Here is a 15,457-nt window from a genome sequence, read left to right as displayed (position 1 = left end):
CTTCATAAAATTTCAAATAGATTGAAATAGTCTAAACCTAAATAAAAGAACCAGAGGTTATATTTTGGCTGATGACAACGGGTCCAATATCATACAGGTGCGGGGACTTACCAAGATTTACATGAATGGAGTTGAGGTGCTTGCCCTTGACAATGTAGACCTTGATATCAAAAAAGGAGAATTCCTTTCTATAATCGGTCCGTCCGGCTCAGGAAAAAGCACTCTTTTGCATATGATTGGTATTCTTGATACTCCAACTTCTGGCAGCATCACCATAGATGGCAAGGTGGTGACTGAGATGTCGGATAAAGAGAGGTCTAAAGTGCGCAATGAAGTATTGGGTTTTATTTTCCAGTATCATCACCTTATGCCTGATTTCAATGCCCTTGAGAATGTAATGATGCCTCTTTTGATAGGTGGTATGGCTAAAAAAGAAGCAAAAAAACAGGCATTTTCCCTACTTGAAGAAGTTGGGCTTGGGGATCGTATGGAACATCGTCCTAATCAGCTTTCAGGTGGCCAGGCCCAGAGAGTTGCTATTGCCAGAGCTCTTGCTAACAATCCTGGCATAGTAATAGGCGATGAGCCTACCGGCAATCTCGATACTAAAGCAAGTGATATGATATATGACCTGCTGCGAAAACTCAATCGTGACAGGGGACAGACCTTTATTCTTGTTACTCATGATGAGGAAATGGCTGGAAAGACCGACCGCATAATAAGAATAGTCGATGGTCGAATCTTCGGAGATTCCGGTGATGATCAATAAAAAGGTGAGTTTATGGAATATTCAACAGGAAACATTGGAAGGGTATTTACAGTTCGTCTGGATCATGGTGACGATATTCTTTCAGAACTGGAAGGACTGGCAGTTTCAGAGAACATAAAGTCTGCAATGTTTATGATGCTTGGGGCTGTGAAAGAAGCAAACCTTGTTGTAGGTCCGAAGACTAATGATGTACCTCCTGATCCACAGTGGGCAAAGTTCAATGATGCGCATGAGCTCATAGGCATTGGTAATATCTTCTGGGAAGAAGGAAAACCGAAGATACACCTTCATTCCGCTGCAGGAAGAGGTGATAGTGTCAAAACAGGCTGTCTGCGTGGGGAAAGCGACGTTTTCATGGTTGTAGAAATATTCATTATGGAAATAGCAGGTATATCTGCAAGCAGGATATTTGATCCAAACAGAGGTTTCGCCCCTGTTACCTTTTTAGATAGGAGTTAATTTTACTGGTTGTTGCTAAGTTCTTTGAGCTGCTCAAGAGCTTCAACCATTTCCATATTCTTTTTAAGGGCTTTTGATTCAAAAGCTTTGACGATTACTTCAAATGGGACAATGAGCTTGTAGTATTTTACAGGTCTGCCTTTTTCAGTATTCTTCTTTTCGCTTCTTTCCTCTATCCATCCTCTTTCCCTTAAAGGACGCATAGCAATGCTTACTTCCGGTTGTCTTAAGCCTGATGCCTGTTCTATGTTTTGGGAGGTCAACTCCCCCCCACAAACTAGGCAGGCAATGGATATGGCTTCGGTTCTGGGTACATCCAGTCCCTGTAAAAGTTCGATAATTTCATATCCTTTTTCGCCTAAAAAATCAATATCTCCTTTTTTCATCTAATTACTATAATACTTTTAAGTTTATATAATTTGTGTTATTATAATTAAATTTACTATTTTATTGTATATTTTCTCCTGATGAATACTTGGAAGCAAACGGTAACAATATATACGGTAATTGCAAAGTAGGTGTTAAGTAAGCAAAGGTGGAATAGGATGCCGTATATTGATGATGACACTAATTATAAGATAAGAAAGATTCACGCACGTGAGATTCTGGACTCAAGAGGAAATCCTACAGTTGAGGTAGATGTCTATACTTCATGTGGATTTGGCAGAGCAAGCGTTCCTTCCGGTGCTTCAACAGGAAGTCATGAAGCAATTGAGTTGCGCGACAAAGAAGACCGATACAGAGGAAAAGGTGTTCTTGATGCAGTGGACAATGTGAACACAGCAATATCAGCTGAGCTTCTGGGTGCAGATGTCAGGAAACAGCGTGAGATCGATGGTGTGATGCTTGCTCTGGACGGTACTGAGAACAAGATGGAGCTTGGTGCAAATGCGATACTTGGTGTTTCCATGGCAGTTGCAAGGGCTGCCGCAGACTCTCTGAACATTCCATTATACCGCTATCTTGGCGGTATCAATGCATACACTCTTCCTGTTCCAACAATGAACGTTCTTAATGGTGGGAAACATGCTGGTAATGATCTTTCCATACAGGAGTTCATGATACAGCCAAAAGGTGCCAGTTCTTATACCGAGGCAGTCCGTATGGGTGCTGAGACCTATCATGCACTTGGTACAATACTTGAAGCAAAATATGGCGGTTCAGCAACAAACGTAGGTTATGAGGGTGGTTATGCACCATCCATAGAGATGACCAATGATGCCCTTGATGCTCTGGTAAGTGCAATTGAGGAAGCAGGTTACACAGAAACCGAGATAAGTATTGGTCTTGATGCAGCAGCATCAGAGTTCTATGATGGCAACAATTATTCCATCGACGGAAAACTGTTAAAACCAGCTGAACTTATCGATTACTACCTTGAGCTTATAGAAACCTATCCTATCATTCTTATTGAAGATCCATTCCACGAGGAAGCATTTGAAGACTTCGTGACCCTGACCAATGATGCGTGGGATACTTTCATTGTCGGTGACGACCTTTTTGTTACAAATGTCGACCGTCTTGTGAAAGGTGTGGAAATGGGTGCGGCAAATTCGCTTCTCCTGAAAGTGAACCAGATCGGTTCCCTGTCAGAAGCATTTGATGCAGCTAATATGGCAAACCGCAATGGATACAGTGTTGTGGTAAGCCACCGTTCCGCTGAGACCGAGGACACAACCATTGCAGACATCTCTGTTGCAATCGGTGCAGACCTTATCAAGACCGGAGCACCAGCAAGAAGTGAACGTACTGGTAAATACAACCAGCTTCTCAGAATTGAAGAGGACCTGGGAGAAGCAGCACGTTACATGCAAATTTGAACTGAAATTCAGTTCAAACTTGCTCAATCCTTTTTTCTTTATTCGATAAAAACAGATATTTTTCTTTACTCAAGTAGTGGAACGGTCAGGCTACCCTGTGGCAGTATGACTGCATATGGTTCCTTGCCCTGTTCCTTAATCTTTTCAACTGCCCTGTCAAAGGTTTCCTGTATGTCCTGGCATGGCGTTAATTTTGCAGTCCTGATGGTGTCATGGTCAAGTTCTGATATGGCCCACATCTCTGCATAGACACCTATCTGTGCCATCTTGGCTGCCTTGTGATAGCCGAGCTTGTACCCCTCATCGATCTTGCACATCACATCTTCGCATGTGTTCGCAGAACATAGCAGGTTCAGGAACGTATCATCTCCTACACCGTCCCTGCATTTTGATACAAGGATGATAATTCCATTATTTTCGAGTGCCAGCTTACCGTTCTCAAGTGCTTTCTGGGACTGGTAAAGGTCGATATCCATTGGATACGGTGCAGCGGTGAGCACGATATTGCCCTTGCGGCTGCATTTTGAGCAGAACACCTCGTTCGCTCTCTCAATTGCAATATCGAAGGACTTGAAAAGGTCACCTGATACCATTGCGTAGAGACCGTGGTCTGCTGTGAGGACGGTCTGTATCGAGAACACGTTGAGGTTCTTTAACACTTTCATTGCATCTTCCATGTCTTCTGCAACAGGATTACCTCTAATAGCAAGGGGCTGTGCAGCATCGGATAGTGCATGTTTGTGGTTCATCTCGATCGTCTTATATGACGCGACACCGGGAAGGAACGCCTTTCTTCCACCGGTATAACCTGCAAAATAGTGAGGTTCCACACTTCCGATGACAATGATATTCCTGTACTCGTTCACCATCTTGTTGAGGTACATCTCTGTTCCGTTGCTTGATACTCCAAGATATTCCATGTCCTCATCTTTGCGTGCATCGTGGACGAATATCCTGTCTTTGAACTCATCGTATATCTCTCCGAATATGTACCTGAACTCATCTTCGGTGGGTCCCCTGTGTGCACCGGTGGCAACGAGGAACCTTACGTCTTTATGTTCTCTCAGGATATTGACCATCTCCACAAGCACTCTTGCTGTTGGTGTAGGTCTGGTGGCATCGTTCACAAGTATCAGTATCTTATTGCTGTTCTGTATGAAATAATCTAGTGATTCCATTCCAACAGGGCGTTTCAATGATTCGGCGATAATTTGAGATTCGTCCCCGACCTCCACATGGTTGGGCGCAATGACCTCATGTGGTATCTTCACATCAAGGTCAACGAATTCTTTTCCATAAGGGATTGGTATTTTGATAGAAATTCCTCCGGGATAGTATGATAGTAACTGGGTAGTTCATAAATAGGAAGCTTTATTTATAGAATTCTGTTCTCGTATAAGTGATTATCAGATATTTGTTGTCCGACCAGTTATTCTAAAAAGGTGAGTCATTGATAGAACCCACGCAACTCCTGTACTTCATTGCAGCCTCAGTGGCCCTGACACTTCTCCTGGGACCGGATATCCTCTTTGTGCTTACCCAGAGCATATCGCAGGGGAAGAAGGCAGGCATGGCAATTGCATCTGGCTTGTGTACCGGCCTGCTGGTCCACACAACTGCGGCAGCATTAGGTGTGTCTGCGATATTGTACAGTTCAACAGTGGCTTTCTCTCTCCTGAAATATGCAGGAGCTATCTATCTACTCTATCTCGCATACAATGCAATTCGTGAAGAAGGGAGTCTCGTATCTCCGGGCTCTGTCAAAGAAAGGAACCTTACATTGCTTTACAGAAGAGGTATCTTCATGAATATCCTGAATCCAAAGGTCTCCCTGTTCTTCCTGGCCTTCCTTCCACAGTTCATCACTGCTGACTCCGGCAGCATCCCTGTGCAAATGGTCTTTCTGGGCGCCGTGTTCTTTATACAGGCAATAGTGGTCTTTTTCGTTGTGTCGTTCTTTGCCGGTATGATAGGGACTAGGATCATGGAAAAGCCCGGTATGGGTAAGAAGATCAATTGGACAAAGGCTGGCATTTACTCTGTCATTGGTATCGAGCTTGCTCTATCACATCAGTGAGCCATAACCGGGTTATTCTTTTGTATATTCACAGAATAGTTATATTATAACAGTCAAATCTCTTCTATATAGGTAGCCAGTCCATGTATGAACTGAGAATAGCCCTGAGGCATATAAGTGCACGTAAGCGTCTGACTTTCTTTGCAGTATTTGCGGTAGCTCTGGCAATAGCCGTAATCGTTGTTCTGATGTCAATGATGACGGGATTCACTGAAGAGCTAGTTTCAACCACGGTAGAGAATTCCCCGCATATCGTTGTGAGTTCATCCGATCAGAAAGAGGATTATGTTCATTTCTACAATTATTATTCTGAGCAGATAGCCTCAATAGAGGGTGTTGAAGCTGTCTCTCCCGTGTTTGTGGGACAGGCAGCCATAAGTCACAGAGACAATGCCGAAGGCATCAATCTGAATGGTATCCATCCAAATGCTCAGGATGCGGTTCTGCGCATCTCCGATGACATGGTTTCAGGTGACCTGTTAGCCCTTAGCAGAAGTAACAGTGGAATTGTCATTGGTGATAAACTTGCAGAAGATCTTGAAGTTGTCATGGGGGATAATGTTGATATTGTAATGCCGGGTTTTGGTTCATCTTCCTTCAAGGTAATCGGTATATTTGACACAGGAACCTCGGATGATGAAAACATTGCTTACGTTCGTTTTGATTCTGCCCTTGATTTCTTTGAAGAGAATGGTGTTGCAAGCAGGATAAATGTAAGGGTGAGTGATCCTTTCCAGGCGGATGTGATTGCAAATTCCATCGAACAGGATACAGGACTAGATGCTTTAAGCTGGATCGAGGCAAACAAGGAGATACTTGACCTTCTCAATACTCAGACCCTTATCGTGTGGCTATATTACGGACTCATCTATATGATAGCAGGCTTTGGCATTGCAAACACTCTTTTCACGGTTGTAATGGACAAGAAAAGGGAAATAGGCATGTTAATGGCAATGGGTGCCTCAAAGCAGAACATAACAATGATATTCCTGCTGGAATCTCTCATTCTCGGTACCATGGGTGTGCTGCTTGGATGTGTACTTGGATACTTTGCCTCAGCTGGACTTTCTTCATATGAGATTGATCTTCCCAGTGAGATGTACTTCGGCCTGACTACGCTTCCACTAAAGGCTGATTTTATGAATTATATCTATGCAATTATCTTCTCATTCCTCATTAATATAGTTGCAGGTGTTTACCCTGCAAGAAAAGCTGCTGCTCTTGATCCTGTTGAAGCGATTGAAAGTGAGTAGTTGTTAGTTCATTTTCACTTTAAAGCGAGATTTAGTTCGTATATAGGCGAAATATTTATATCATTGTATGTAGTTAGTATATTTGCGAACGGGTATATTACTTAGTACCTCTCCAATATACTTTATGTCACCATACCTGTGCATTCAACCCCTTTGCCCGTTCGCACCTATGTTTTTTTATGAAGCGAACCAATTACTTTCTATGAAGGTCGTGATTGAGACACCTAAATACAGTTTTTTTAAGTACAATAAAAAAGGCTCCGATTTTATCCGGGAATTTCTGTCTCCCATACCCACGATATTCAACTATGGTTTTATCGATGGAAGCCTTGCCGATGATGGCATGGAAAAAGATGTGATGGTCATAGGCTCCCGGATGTCTCAAGGCACTGTTCTTGAAGTATCTGAAACAGATGGTGTTGTCAAATTCATTGATGATTCACTTGAGGACAACAAAGAGATTGTCTATTTGGGCGGCTTCTTTTCAAAACAAATCTTCTATTTTTATTTCCACCTCTATGCTACGTTCAAGATAGTGTACTATTTAATTCTGAAAAGAAAAATGACATATTGCAGGTTTCAGGGTATATTCTGGTATAATGGAAAACCTGAAAAGCAAAATAAAAAGTAAAATCTTTTTCTGTTTATTTTGCGGAAATAGCTTCCACCGGGTCAAGACTGGCTGCCCTCTGTGCAGGATAGATGCCAGCAATGAGATTCAGTAAAAAGACAATTGTAATTATTGTCAGCACGTCTTTAACTCTTACAACCACTGGTATAAAGTCTAGACCATATACGCCATCGGGAAGAGGGTAGCCACCAATTGACAATGCAAGAGCAACTCCTGATGCAGTTCCCAGAACAGCTCCTGAAAGACCGAGTATTGCGCTTTCAACAAGGAAAATGAATCTGATATTGGACTTTGTGGCACCCATTGCCATTAACATACCTATTTCTTTCACTTTACCCATGACTACCATGTTCAGTGTGCTTACAACTCCAAAGGATGCTATGAGGAGAATGAATCCCAGTGTCACATTGTTCGATACTGTCTCAATGGCAATGGTTCTCAATATCTCCGGGTTGTTCACCGTCCAGCCATCGGCATTGTAACCATTATTCTCAATAATCTGTGCTATTTCCCTGTCCCGGTTGAAATCATCAAGGCGCAGAGAAATGCCATTTATGAGATCTTCAGTATCATAGAATTCCTGTGCCGTATCCAGTGAGGTGTAGGTCAGGCTTTCATCAAGTACAGTCCCTGTATCGTAGATGGCCACAATTTTTAGAGAAACCGGGTTTGCATTAGGAAATGAAACTTCAACGCTGTCGCCTAGATCAAGCTCCATATCCTCTGCCAATTTGTCACCTATAATGATGCTTTTGTCAGAATAAGTAAGGCCATTGAAGTCACCTGCGATAATGTCCTTGCTTGTATGGGCAACCGCATCTTCCTGTGGCGGTACTATACCTTTAATAGCAGCATTTTTAGTATTTTCCTTGAATTTGAATGAAGCCTCTCCAATAAGGTAAGGTGATGATGCTACCACTCCATCGATATCATTAATCTTGTCGACAATGTTCTTGTAAAGGTAAATATAGTTGTCACCATCTTGTGGTGAAACAACAACATGGGGTAGGTTATCAACAGTCTTGCTGTAAAGTTCCTGTGTGAACCCTGCCATAAAAGACTGTGATACCATAAGTATCATGACTGCTATTCCGATGGCTGCAACTGAAAGAATCGTCTGCCGTTTTCTTGCCTTTATATGGCGAAGTGCAATGAACAATTCGTATCGCATCGGTCACACCTTTCAGAGTTATCTCTGTCTGGAGGTCATTAAGGCAGTTGCTCCAATGATAAGGAATGTGCTTAAAAATAAAAATCCGGGGGATTGCTGTGTGTCCTGCGTGCTTGTTGTATTTGTCTGCTCGGCTGGCGGTTTGTAATCTGATTCGATTACCCTTTCTTCAACATCAAGAATGTCACCGTCATTACCAATAACCTCAATTACAAGCATATAGACTCCAGTGGTAAGGCGCTCTTCCCATATTGTTTCTACTGTTTCATCATCGCCGTTAAGGAGTACCGGAGATTTCTTGGTAACAGATTCGATGAGATTTCCTCCGTTTTCATCTGTCTCTGAAACTGTAAATCGAACTGATCCTGAAAACGGTACCTGTGATATGCCATCGATGGTAGCACTGGCTCCAATTTCATCTTCATAGGTGTCACTGATGAAAACATCATCCATCGCTGTGAACTCCTCTGTAAGTGCAATGTAGTTTATGGTGGGAGAATAGAGCTTGACTTTAGTTCTGCTGCTGTATTCCTTATTATTTTCAAGCAGTACATTCCAGTCTTTGCTGACTTCAGTTGGCAGCGTGGATATAGATATCTTCTTCTCTGTTCCGGAATAGATTACATCAGATCCATCCATAAGCATGTATTCAACATCAACAAGCACTGCTTCCAGTGGTGTGATCATGACACTGAATCCCTGTGAATTCGGAACAAGGTCATCAACTGTGATTCTTGGTATTGTCTGCCTTCCATTGACAAAACTGTATGTGCTACTGTAGATTATACGGTCACTTGCGGAAATAGTGCTTTTGACTGTGTACTTTCCATCTCCTTTGTCGCTAGTGTCCCATTCAAAGGCTTTAGTTACGTCGGAGCCGGGTGCTATGCTGTCTATGGTGAAAGTCTTCCTGTCCAGTACTGTGCCTGAATGTTCCAGTGACATCTCAATTTCAAGTCCGCTTACCTGCTCTGAACTGTGCAGTGTCACATCGCATGTTTCAAGGTCCGAATATATATCCACAATACTTAATTCATAGGTTCCTGCATCAAAATCTGCTGCAAAAGAAAGACCTGTAAGATTTATTATGAGCATAAAGATTGTCAGGGACAAAAAGGCGGTTTTCATATCATGGCTCCTGTGTCTAAATAAAATTCGGTTTGATACTATTTATATCAATCTATGGATCCGATTATTGTTTTGGGTGAAAGTAAACCGAAATATATAATGGATGCACCAGAAATTGTGCATCACTCATATCTCAGCGCATCCAGTGGCTTCATCCTTGAAGCCTTCCATGCAGGATACATGCCTCCAACAAGGCTTGTTGCAATCCCAAAGAAGAATCCTTCTGTGATATAGAACATGCTGGATAAAGTGAAAAGGTACGAGGTGTTCTTGACGACCAGTAACATGACAAGATAGCTGCCCCCAATGGTCAATATGGCTCCGGCAGTACTGGCAATTACTCCAAGGAACAATGCTTCAAGCAGGAACATCTTTAGTATATCTTTTCTTGAAGCTCCCACTGCTTTCATTATGCCAATCTCTTTTGTACGTTCCATGGTGGACATGAGCATCACATTGAGTATGCTCACACCCGCAACAAGAAGTGATATTGAGCCAATGCCCATGAGGAAAATGGAAATAGACCTGAATACGTCATCAAGGCTTTCTGTGATCACATTTGTTGCAAAGACTGTAACAAGCTCATCTTTCTTATTGATGCGTTCCTCTATATCTTCAGAAACAGCATCGAGTTCATCTATGTTTTCTACAATTACAATGACCTGGTCATATCCTTCATCTGCATCAGGGTATAATTTATCGTACATTTCGGATGATGTGAAAACACCGCTGTCCGTATTGATATCAAAGCCGAGTCCTCTCTCCTTTAGAATGCCTACAACCCTCAGTTTGTTGCCGTCGATCTCTATCTTTTGCCCGGGAGTAAGTTCCAGATTACTGGCTATACTTGAACCAACTACACAGTCAGTTGATCCGGGTTTAAAATAGCGTCCTTCTTCAAGTTCCACCAGATTCTCGAGTTCATCTTTTTCAATATTATAAACTGCAACGTAAGACTGTATATCCACTCCGTCTTTCCTGTACTCAACCACTTCCCCGCTGGATGATACAGGTATTATACTTTCTATACCCCCAACTTTGCTTATCTGGTCTACCTGCTTATCTGTGATGGAATCCTCTCCGGGTGCAGGGGATACAATGAGCTTGTCTCCTATGTCTGCAAAGGAATCAGTGACCGAGAGTTTCAGGCTGTTACCCAGGATTCCCATTGAGGATATTGCAATTACTCCTATGATGATGCCAATTGCTGCAAGTATGGTCCGGACGGATTGCCTCTTAAGGTTCCTTTTTGCCAGTTCGGCATACATGTTGTTTTTGAGTATGGAAGGGAGTCTGTCTATGATTTTCATTCTATGACCTCCCCATCCTGTATTTTGATTGTTGTGTGGGAATACTCTTCCAATAACGGATCGTGCGTAACTACAATAACAGTTGTCCCGGCAGCATTGAGTTCCTTCAGTAATTCCATAATATTGTGCCCTGTTTTCGTGTCCAGGTTTCCTGTAGGTTCATCTGCAAGCAGTATGGGCGGTTCGTTTGCCAGTGCCCTTGCAATTGCAACCCTCTGCTGCTGTCCTCCCGACATTTCGTTAGGCTTGTGGCTTGCATATTCCAGTGGTAAGTCTGCTTTTTTGAGCATCTCAAGTGCTTTCTTTCTTCTTGTATCGGGAGATGCCCCGTTGAATATCATGGGAATCTCAACATTTTCGATGGCCGTAAGGGTTGGTATAAGGTTGAACTGCTGGAAAATAAAACCGATATTATTCCTGCGAATAGCTGTAAGGCCATCATCGTCTAGTTTTGATAGGTCTGTATTATTGACCTTAACTATTCCTGATGTAGGCAGGTCCAGACATCCGATCATATTCAAAAGAGTGCTCTTTCCCGAACCAGAGGAGCCCATTATGGTGACAAAGTCTCCTTTTTCAATTGAAATGCTGACTCCGTTAAGGGCATATATCTTATTGTTTCCCAATGTGTATATGCGTTTTACATCTTGCAGTTGTACTATTGGGTATTGCGGACTTGGCATGTAAGCACCATTTATTCAATGAGTTTATCCTCATCAATAGTTTCTTCGCCGTCCTCTGTTTTTTCTTCATCCCTGCGCTTTTTCCATGAATAGCCTATGACTGCTACAATACCGATGGCAATTAATCCGGCAACGATCCAGAGTCCAATGGAGTTTCCTTCATCATCACTGCTGGAATAAGTGTTTCCTGCTTCCATAGATATTTCCTGGGAAATAGTGGTGTAGGCGTTATCAGGGTCTCTGAATTCGATGAGTACCGGTATTGCAGTAACATTCTTTGATGTTACCCGGGCGCTGAGTTCAAAGCTGCTGAAGTCATCCGCTTCCAGGGTTCCGATAAAGTAATTTGCATAAGGCTGTACAGGTTCCACACCTTCCATGCCATCAATTGAAACCATGACATTCTTGGCATCTGTAATCCCAAAGTTGTTCAGGTCCCCTGAGAAAGTATACTTGTTACCAGTACTCTCGATTTCAATTCCTGTGAATACAAGAGGGGACTGTTTTATAATTCTAACATCCCTAGACGCTGTAGCGGAACTGTGCAGATTGTCGCCGTTGAAATATGTGGCTGAAAAAGAGACTTCACTGTATTCTTCCTCGCAGTACATGGTGTTCAGGGTAAACGTGGCGGCGGATTTGTTTCCTTGTGCAATACTGCCTATAAAATAATCAGAAGGACTGAAAGTCATTCCATCGGCATGGGCTGTCACAATGACACTTGTGATGTCATTTGGTCTTCTGTTTACTACATCAACACTGATGGTGGATACTTCGTTCATCAGGGTTGCCGGAAGATTTGAAACGATTACCTTCACATCCCTGTCATCTACTTTTACAGGTATGCGGTAATTGAGGTCATACATGTTGCTGCCACCAACGATTATAAGGTCTACAAAATGTACTCCGGTAGAAGCATTTTCCTTAACTTTGACATTGAATGTAAGTTTTAGTGTGTCCCCAGGACCGAGAAGCCCGATATCTGTGTAGCTCTTGTCGAGTATTAGCAGATCATCGTTACCATCAAGGCTTGCACTGGCGATGTATGCATTCATGTCCAGTGTTTCATCATCCTCTTCAACATATATCTCGCCGGTTGCCATGTTCTCAAGGGTAACTGTGATGGTTCCCATGTCACCTGGCATGAATACCTGCGGTTCGATCTCGTAATTAAGGGTCAGAGTTGGTCTTATCTCTGTTGTTGCAGACCCTGCAGATGAAAATATGGCCAGGAGTATCATAGCCAGGATGATTTTCTTAAACATGTTTTCCTCTTTAATGATTAAAGTAACATTGTTAGATTAGCTAATGTATAAAGCATGTATATTACTATTGGAATTCCGACAGTCATTATTGCATTCTTGAGACTGATGTTCCTTGAGTACATAAGTCCGAAAATCCATATGTTTGCGCTCCAAAGTAGGAATATGAGTCCGAGTATTGTTGCAATCCTCATAGTGGGATCAGACATTATTGATTCTGTGATAAGGTTCTGATCTGTAACTGTAAAATCAATTTTTGCAAATACATTCCTGGTCATGTACAAATTAATCAAAGATGCAGGGATGCTTGGTATGAGTCCATAGCTGACAAATTCTGCGACCCTTTTGAAATCTCCTTCTCCGTGGAAAATGATCGAGACCAGATAGAAAATAACAGTATATATAAACCATGCTAATAAAGTACCAATGATAGCACCAACGACGGCAAAAGCTGTCCCGATTCCTGCAAAAGCAGCTGCTTCTGCCGGTAGGAGCTCCATTATTGTCATTGTAACTATATAAGCACTTATTGCGGCGATAACTGCTAATATACCTATAATCATAAGCGGAGTTTTCCACTCTATATCTTCCTTAATTTTTCTTTTAAAAAAAGAATTCGGATTAGTTAGTACTTCCAGCATTCATTCCACTTCCATTTTATTGACAGTCTATGTGCAAATGCGTATACAATAAAATCTGTTTATGAGGTAAATTCATCAAGCTTTAAAAATATTTATAGTTTTTCAATTTAATAATGAGGGTAATTCTCTATCCTTGGAAATTATCTAAATTCGCAAACACTCAAAGAACCTTTTTATAAGTTAAGGCCAGAATTACTCCTGATAAAAAGATGGTATTTTCATTAGTTGTATATGTCGGTTTACCGGTAAACACGTTATGAGGAGGCTACCATGGTTGAGGATAAACAAATCATTACGGACATAATGGATGATATTCCAGTAATTGAACTTGTTAATCTTTGTAAGAGTTATCATGTAGGGGACATGGACGTGCCTATACTCAAAAGTGTAGATATTAGGGTAAGGCAGGGTGAGTTTGTTGCTATCATGGGTCCTTCAGGGTCGGGTAAAAGCACATTGATGAATATGATAGGCTGCCTGGACAGGCCGAATTGTGGCCAGGTACTTGTTATGGGTAAAGATGTGAACACACTCTCTGATCCTGAACTTGCAAAATTGCGCGGGCTGGAAATAGGTTTTATTTTTCAGAATTTTAATCTTGTTCCAAGACTTACAACCCTTCAGAATGTTGAACTGCCAACATATGCTAATAAAAAAGCAGGTGTAGATGCCAGGAAAAAAGCAAAGGAACTTGTAAAAATGGTAGGGCTTGAGGATCGCATGAACTATAAGCCATCTGAAATGTCCGGAGGACAGCAGCAGAGGATTGCAATTGCAAGGGCACTGATTAATGATCCTTCTCTCATTCTGGCAGATGAACCTACAGGGAATCTGGATTCAGTTACAGGAAATGAAATAATGGGGATATTTTCAGATCTACATAAAAAAGGCAGGACAATAGTTATGATCACACACGATCCGGAGCTGGCAGAATATGCAGACAGGGTTGTACATCTTAAAGACGGAACAATTGTTAATGATTTTGATGGAAACTGAGGGAATAATATGTTGGATAAAAATAGGCTGCTAATTGTAATGGCTGTTGTATTATTGTTATCATTTATTGTACCGATGAACGCATCTGCTGCAGATGGTGCGGACCTTAAGGCAAGTGTTCTTAAGTACGAACCGATTCCTGCAGAGATTGGCGAATATGTAACTGTCTGGGTCAAGATTGAGAACCTGGGTTATGCAAAGGCAGACGACCTGTCTATAAAAATAGTTCCTGATTATCCGTTTTCCATAGATAGTAGTGAAAATGCAATTGTTAATATTGGAATATTATCTCCTGATAATGCGGCTGTTAAAGATTTCAGACTTTATACGGATTCAGCCGCAAAACAGGGAACAGGCACATTTGAAATATGGTATCAAGAGGATGCCGGCGGTACGTGGTTCAAGAAAGAGTTTGAGATAAGGGTAGGCTCAGATTCTTTTGACAGCAAGGGAACTATACAACTTGCAGGAGAACCTGTTAAAGAACCTGAGGTTTTCATGCCCGGGGACACAGGTACCATATCATTCACACTACAGAACAGTGCTACTGAGTATTCTATTACCATTGATGATGAGCAGTATGATACCAATGCCAGGATCCAATCAGCGTCCCTTACAGGTGTTGAAGGGATTAAAATAACTACGGAGACTTACTATGGGAACGGTGTCATCGGTCCCGGGGAATCTGTGGACTTGACTTATAATGTTGAAGTAGATGAAAACACTCCAGATGGGACATACTATCTTGATTTTTCCATAGTCGGCAGTTCTCATTCATACAACAATAACTGGAGGATTCCTTTAAAGGTAGATTCATCCTCTGTGAGGGTAATTCCTTCAAAACCACTAGCCCTTGTGAATGGTGAAGGTGCACTTGAATTTGATGTTGCTAACATTCATCCCAACGCTCTTTCGTCTGTAAGTGTTCAACTTGAAGCTGAAGGGATTGTGTTTTCTCCATCGGAGTACTTTATAGGTTCCATGGATTCTGATGAGCTTTTTACCATTGAGATCAATGCAAAGGCTGAATCAAATGACGTATCTTTCCCTCTTAATCTTACAATTTATGCAGACTACAGAAACGGTTTAAATGAGCATACTGAGCAGATCAGTGTTCGTCAGTTACAGCATAATGTAGTTGAAGATGAGGGCGGAGCAGGTGTTTATGTAGTACTCCTCTTTGTGATAATAGTAGGGGCAGGTGCGTACGTCCTTTACAAACGCAGAACGGAAAAAGAGTAAGAAGGGATACTTCTT

At 41.9% G+C, this 15,457-nt stretch carries 16 protein-coding genes; 8 read left to right on the top strand and 8 right to left on the bottom strand.

What is annotated here, in order from left to right; genetic code table 11:
• The first annotated feature begins 121 nt into the window (after positions 1-121).
• Positions 122-769 (top strand): ABC transporter ATP-binding protein, encoded by a 648-nt coding sequence (locus tag QZZ23_RS01065; protein ID WP_292466430.1) that lies wholly within the window; start codon positions 122-124, stop codon positions 767-769.
• 12 nt (positions 770-781) lie between these two features.
• A complete protein-coding gene (locus tag QZZ23_RS01060) occupies positions 782-1,228 on the top strand; it encodes a PPC domain-containing DNA-binding protein (protein ID WP_292466339.1) in 447 nt (148 codons plus the stop codon).
• 2 nt (positions 1,229-1,230) lie between these two features.
• On the opposite strand, the gene QZZ23_RS01055 is transcribed toward QZZ23_RS01060, so the two are convergent.
• The gene (locus QZZ23_RS01055; protein WP_292466338.1) at positions 1,231-1,614 is read right to left on the bottom strand and encodes a transcriptional regulator; all 384 of its coding nucleotides are present in this window, start codon (positions 1,612-1,614) and stop codon (positions 1,231-1,233) included.
• A 159-nt stretch (positions 1,615-1,773) separates the two neighbouring features.
• Between QZZ23_RS01055 and eno the strand changes: the two genes are divergently transcribed.
• Positions 1,774-3,048 (top strand): phosphopyruvate hydratase, encoded by a 1,275-nt coding sequence (eno, locus tag QZZ23_RS01050; RefSeq protein ID WP_292466337.1) that lies wholly within the window; start codon positions 1,774-1,776, stop codon positions 3,046-3,048.
• Between the two features lie 65 nt (positions 3,049-3,113).
• Here the strand turns inward: eno and larA are convergent, their stop codons facing one another.
• Complete coding sequence (gene larA, locus QZZ23_RS01045; RefSeq protein WP_292466429.1) at positions 3,114-4,352, bottom strand: nickel-dependent lactate racemase; 1,239 nt, start codon at positions 4,350-4,352, stop codon at positions 3,114-3,116.
• A gap of 146 nt (positions 4,353-4,498) precedes the next feature.
• On the opposite strand from larA, the gene QZZ23_RS01040 reads away from it, so the two are divergent.
• The 3 genes from QZZ23_RS01040 (at position 4,499) to QZZ23_RS01030 (ending at position 7,009) form a co-directional block, all read left to right on the top strand.
• Complete coding sequence (locus QZZ23_RS01040) at positions 4,499-5,125, top strand: LysE family translocator (RefSeq protein WP_292466336.1); 627 nt, start codon at positions 4,499-4,501, stop codon at positions 5,123-5,125.
• Between the two features lie 83 nt (positions 5,126-5,208).
• The gene (locus QZZ23_RS01035; RefSeq protein WP_292466335.1) at positions 5,209-6,378 is read left to right on the top strand and encodes an ABC transporter permease; all 1,170 of its coding nucleotides are present in this window, start codon (positions 5,209-5,211) and stop codon (positions 6,376-6,378) included.
• A gap of 202 nt (positions 6,379-6,580) precedes the next feature.
• On the top strand, positions 6,581-7,009 hold the full coding sequence (locus QZZ23_RS01030) for an inorganic diphosphatase (RefSeq protein WP_292466334.1): 429 nt from the start codon (positions 6,581-6,583) through the stop codon (positions 7,007-7,009).
• 13 nt (positions 7,010-7,022) lie between these two features.
• Here QZZ23_RS01030 and QZZ23_RS01025 read toward each other — a convergent pair whose 3' ends face one another.
• The 6 genes from QZZ23_RS01025 to QZZ23_RS01000 form a co-directional block, all read right to left on the bottom strand.
• Positions 7,023-8,180 (bottom strand): ABC transporter permease, encoded by a 1,158-nt coding sequence (locus tag QZZ23_RS01025; RefSeq protein ID WP_292466333.1) that lies wholly within the window; start codon positions 8,178-8,180, stop codon positions 7,023-7,025.
• Positions 8,181-8,198: 18 nt separating this feature from the next.
• Positions 8,199-9,308: a hypothetical protein gene (locus tag QZZ23_RS01020; protein WP_292466332.1), complete on the bottom strand. Its 1,110-nt coding sequence runs from the start codon at positions 9,306-9,308 to the stop codon at positions 8,199-8,201.
• A gap of 122 nt (positions 9,309-9,430) precedes the next feature.
• Positions 9,431-10,618, bottom strand: coding sequence for an ABC transporter permease (locus tag QZZ23_RS01015; RefSeq protein WP_292466331.1), 1,188 nt, complete (start codon positions 10,616-10,618; stop codon positions 9,431-9,433).
• Positions 10,615-11,301 carry an ABC transporter ATP-binding protein gene (locus QZZ23_RS01010; protein ID WP_292466330.1) on the bottom strand — a complete coding sequence of 229 codons (687 nt, stop codon included), beginning with the start codon at positions 11,299-11,301 and terminating at the stop codon, positions 10,615-10,617. Before QZZ23_RS01010 ends, QZZ23_RS01015 begins: the two co-directional genes overlap by 4 nt.
• Before the next feature lie 11 nt (positions 11,302-11,312).
• A complete protein-coding gene (locus tag QZZ23_RS01005) occupies positions 11,313-12,566 on the bottom strand; it encodes a hypothetical protein (RefSeq protein ID WP_292466329.1) in 1,254 nt (417 codons plus the stop codon).
• A gap of 17 nt (positions 12,567-12,583) precedes the next feature.
• Entirely contained in the window at positions 12,584-13,204 is a 621-nt protein-coding gene (locus QZZ23_RS01000) for a YIP1 family protein (protein ID WP_292466328.1), read from the bottom strand.
• 270 nt (positions 13,205-13,474) lie between these two features.
• On the opposite strand from QZZ23_RS01000, the gene QZZ23_RS00995 reads away from it, so the two are divergent.
• Positions 13,475-14,200 carry an ABC transporter ATP-binding protein gene (locus QZZ23_RS00995; protein ID WP_292466327.1) on the top strand — a complete coding sequence of 242 codons (726 nt, stop codon included), beginning with the start codon at positions 13,475-13,477 and terminating at the stop codon, positions 14,198-14,200.
• Positions 14,201-14,209: 9 nt separating this feature from the next.
• Positions 14,210-15,442, top strand: a complete 1,233-nt coding sequence (locus tag QZZ23_RS00990) for a COG1361 S-layer family protein (protein WP_292466326.1) — start codon at positions 14,210-14,212, stop codon at positions 15,440-15,442.
• Positions 15,443-15,457: the final 15 nt, after the last annotated feature.

Source organism: Methanolobus sp. (assembly GCF_016278385.1).
Classification (GTDB): domain Archaea; phylum Halobacteriota; class Methanosarcinia; order Methanosarcinales; family Methanosarcinaceae; genus Methanolobus.
Note: the sequence above shows the minus strand (reverse complement) of the source record. Positions and strands in the feature narration are given on the sequence as shown.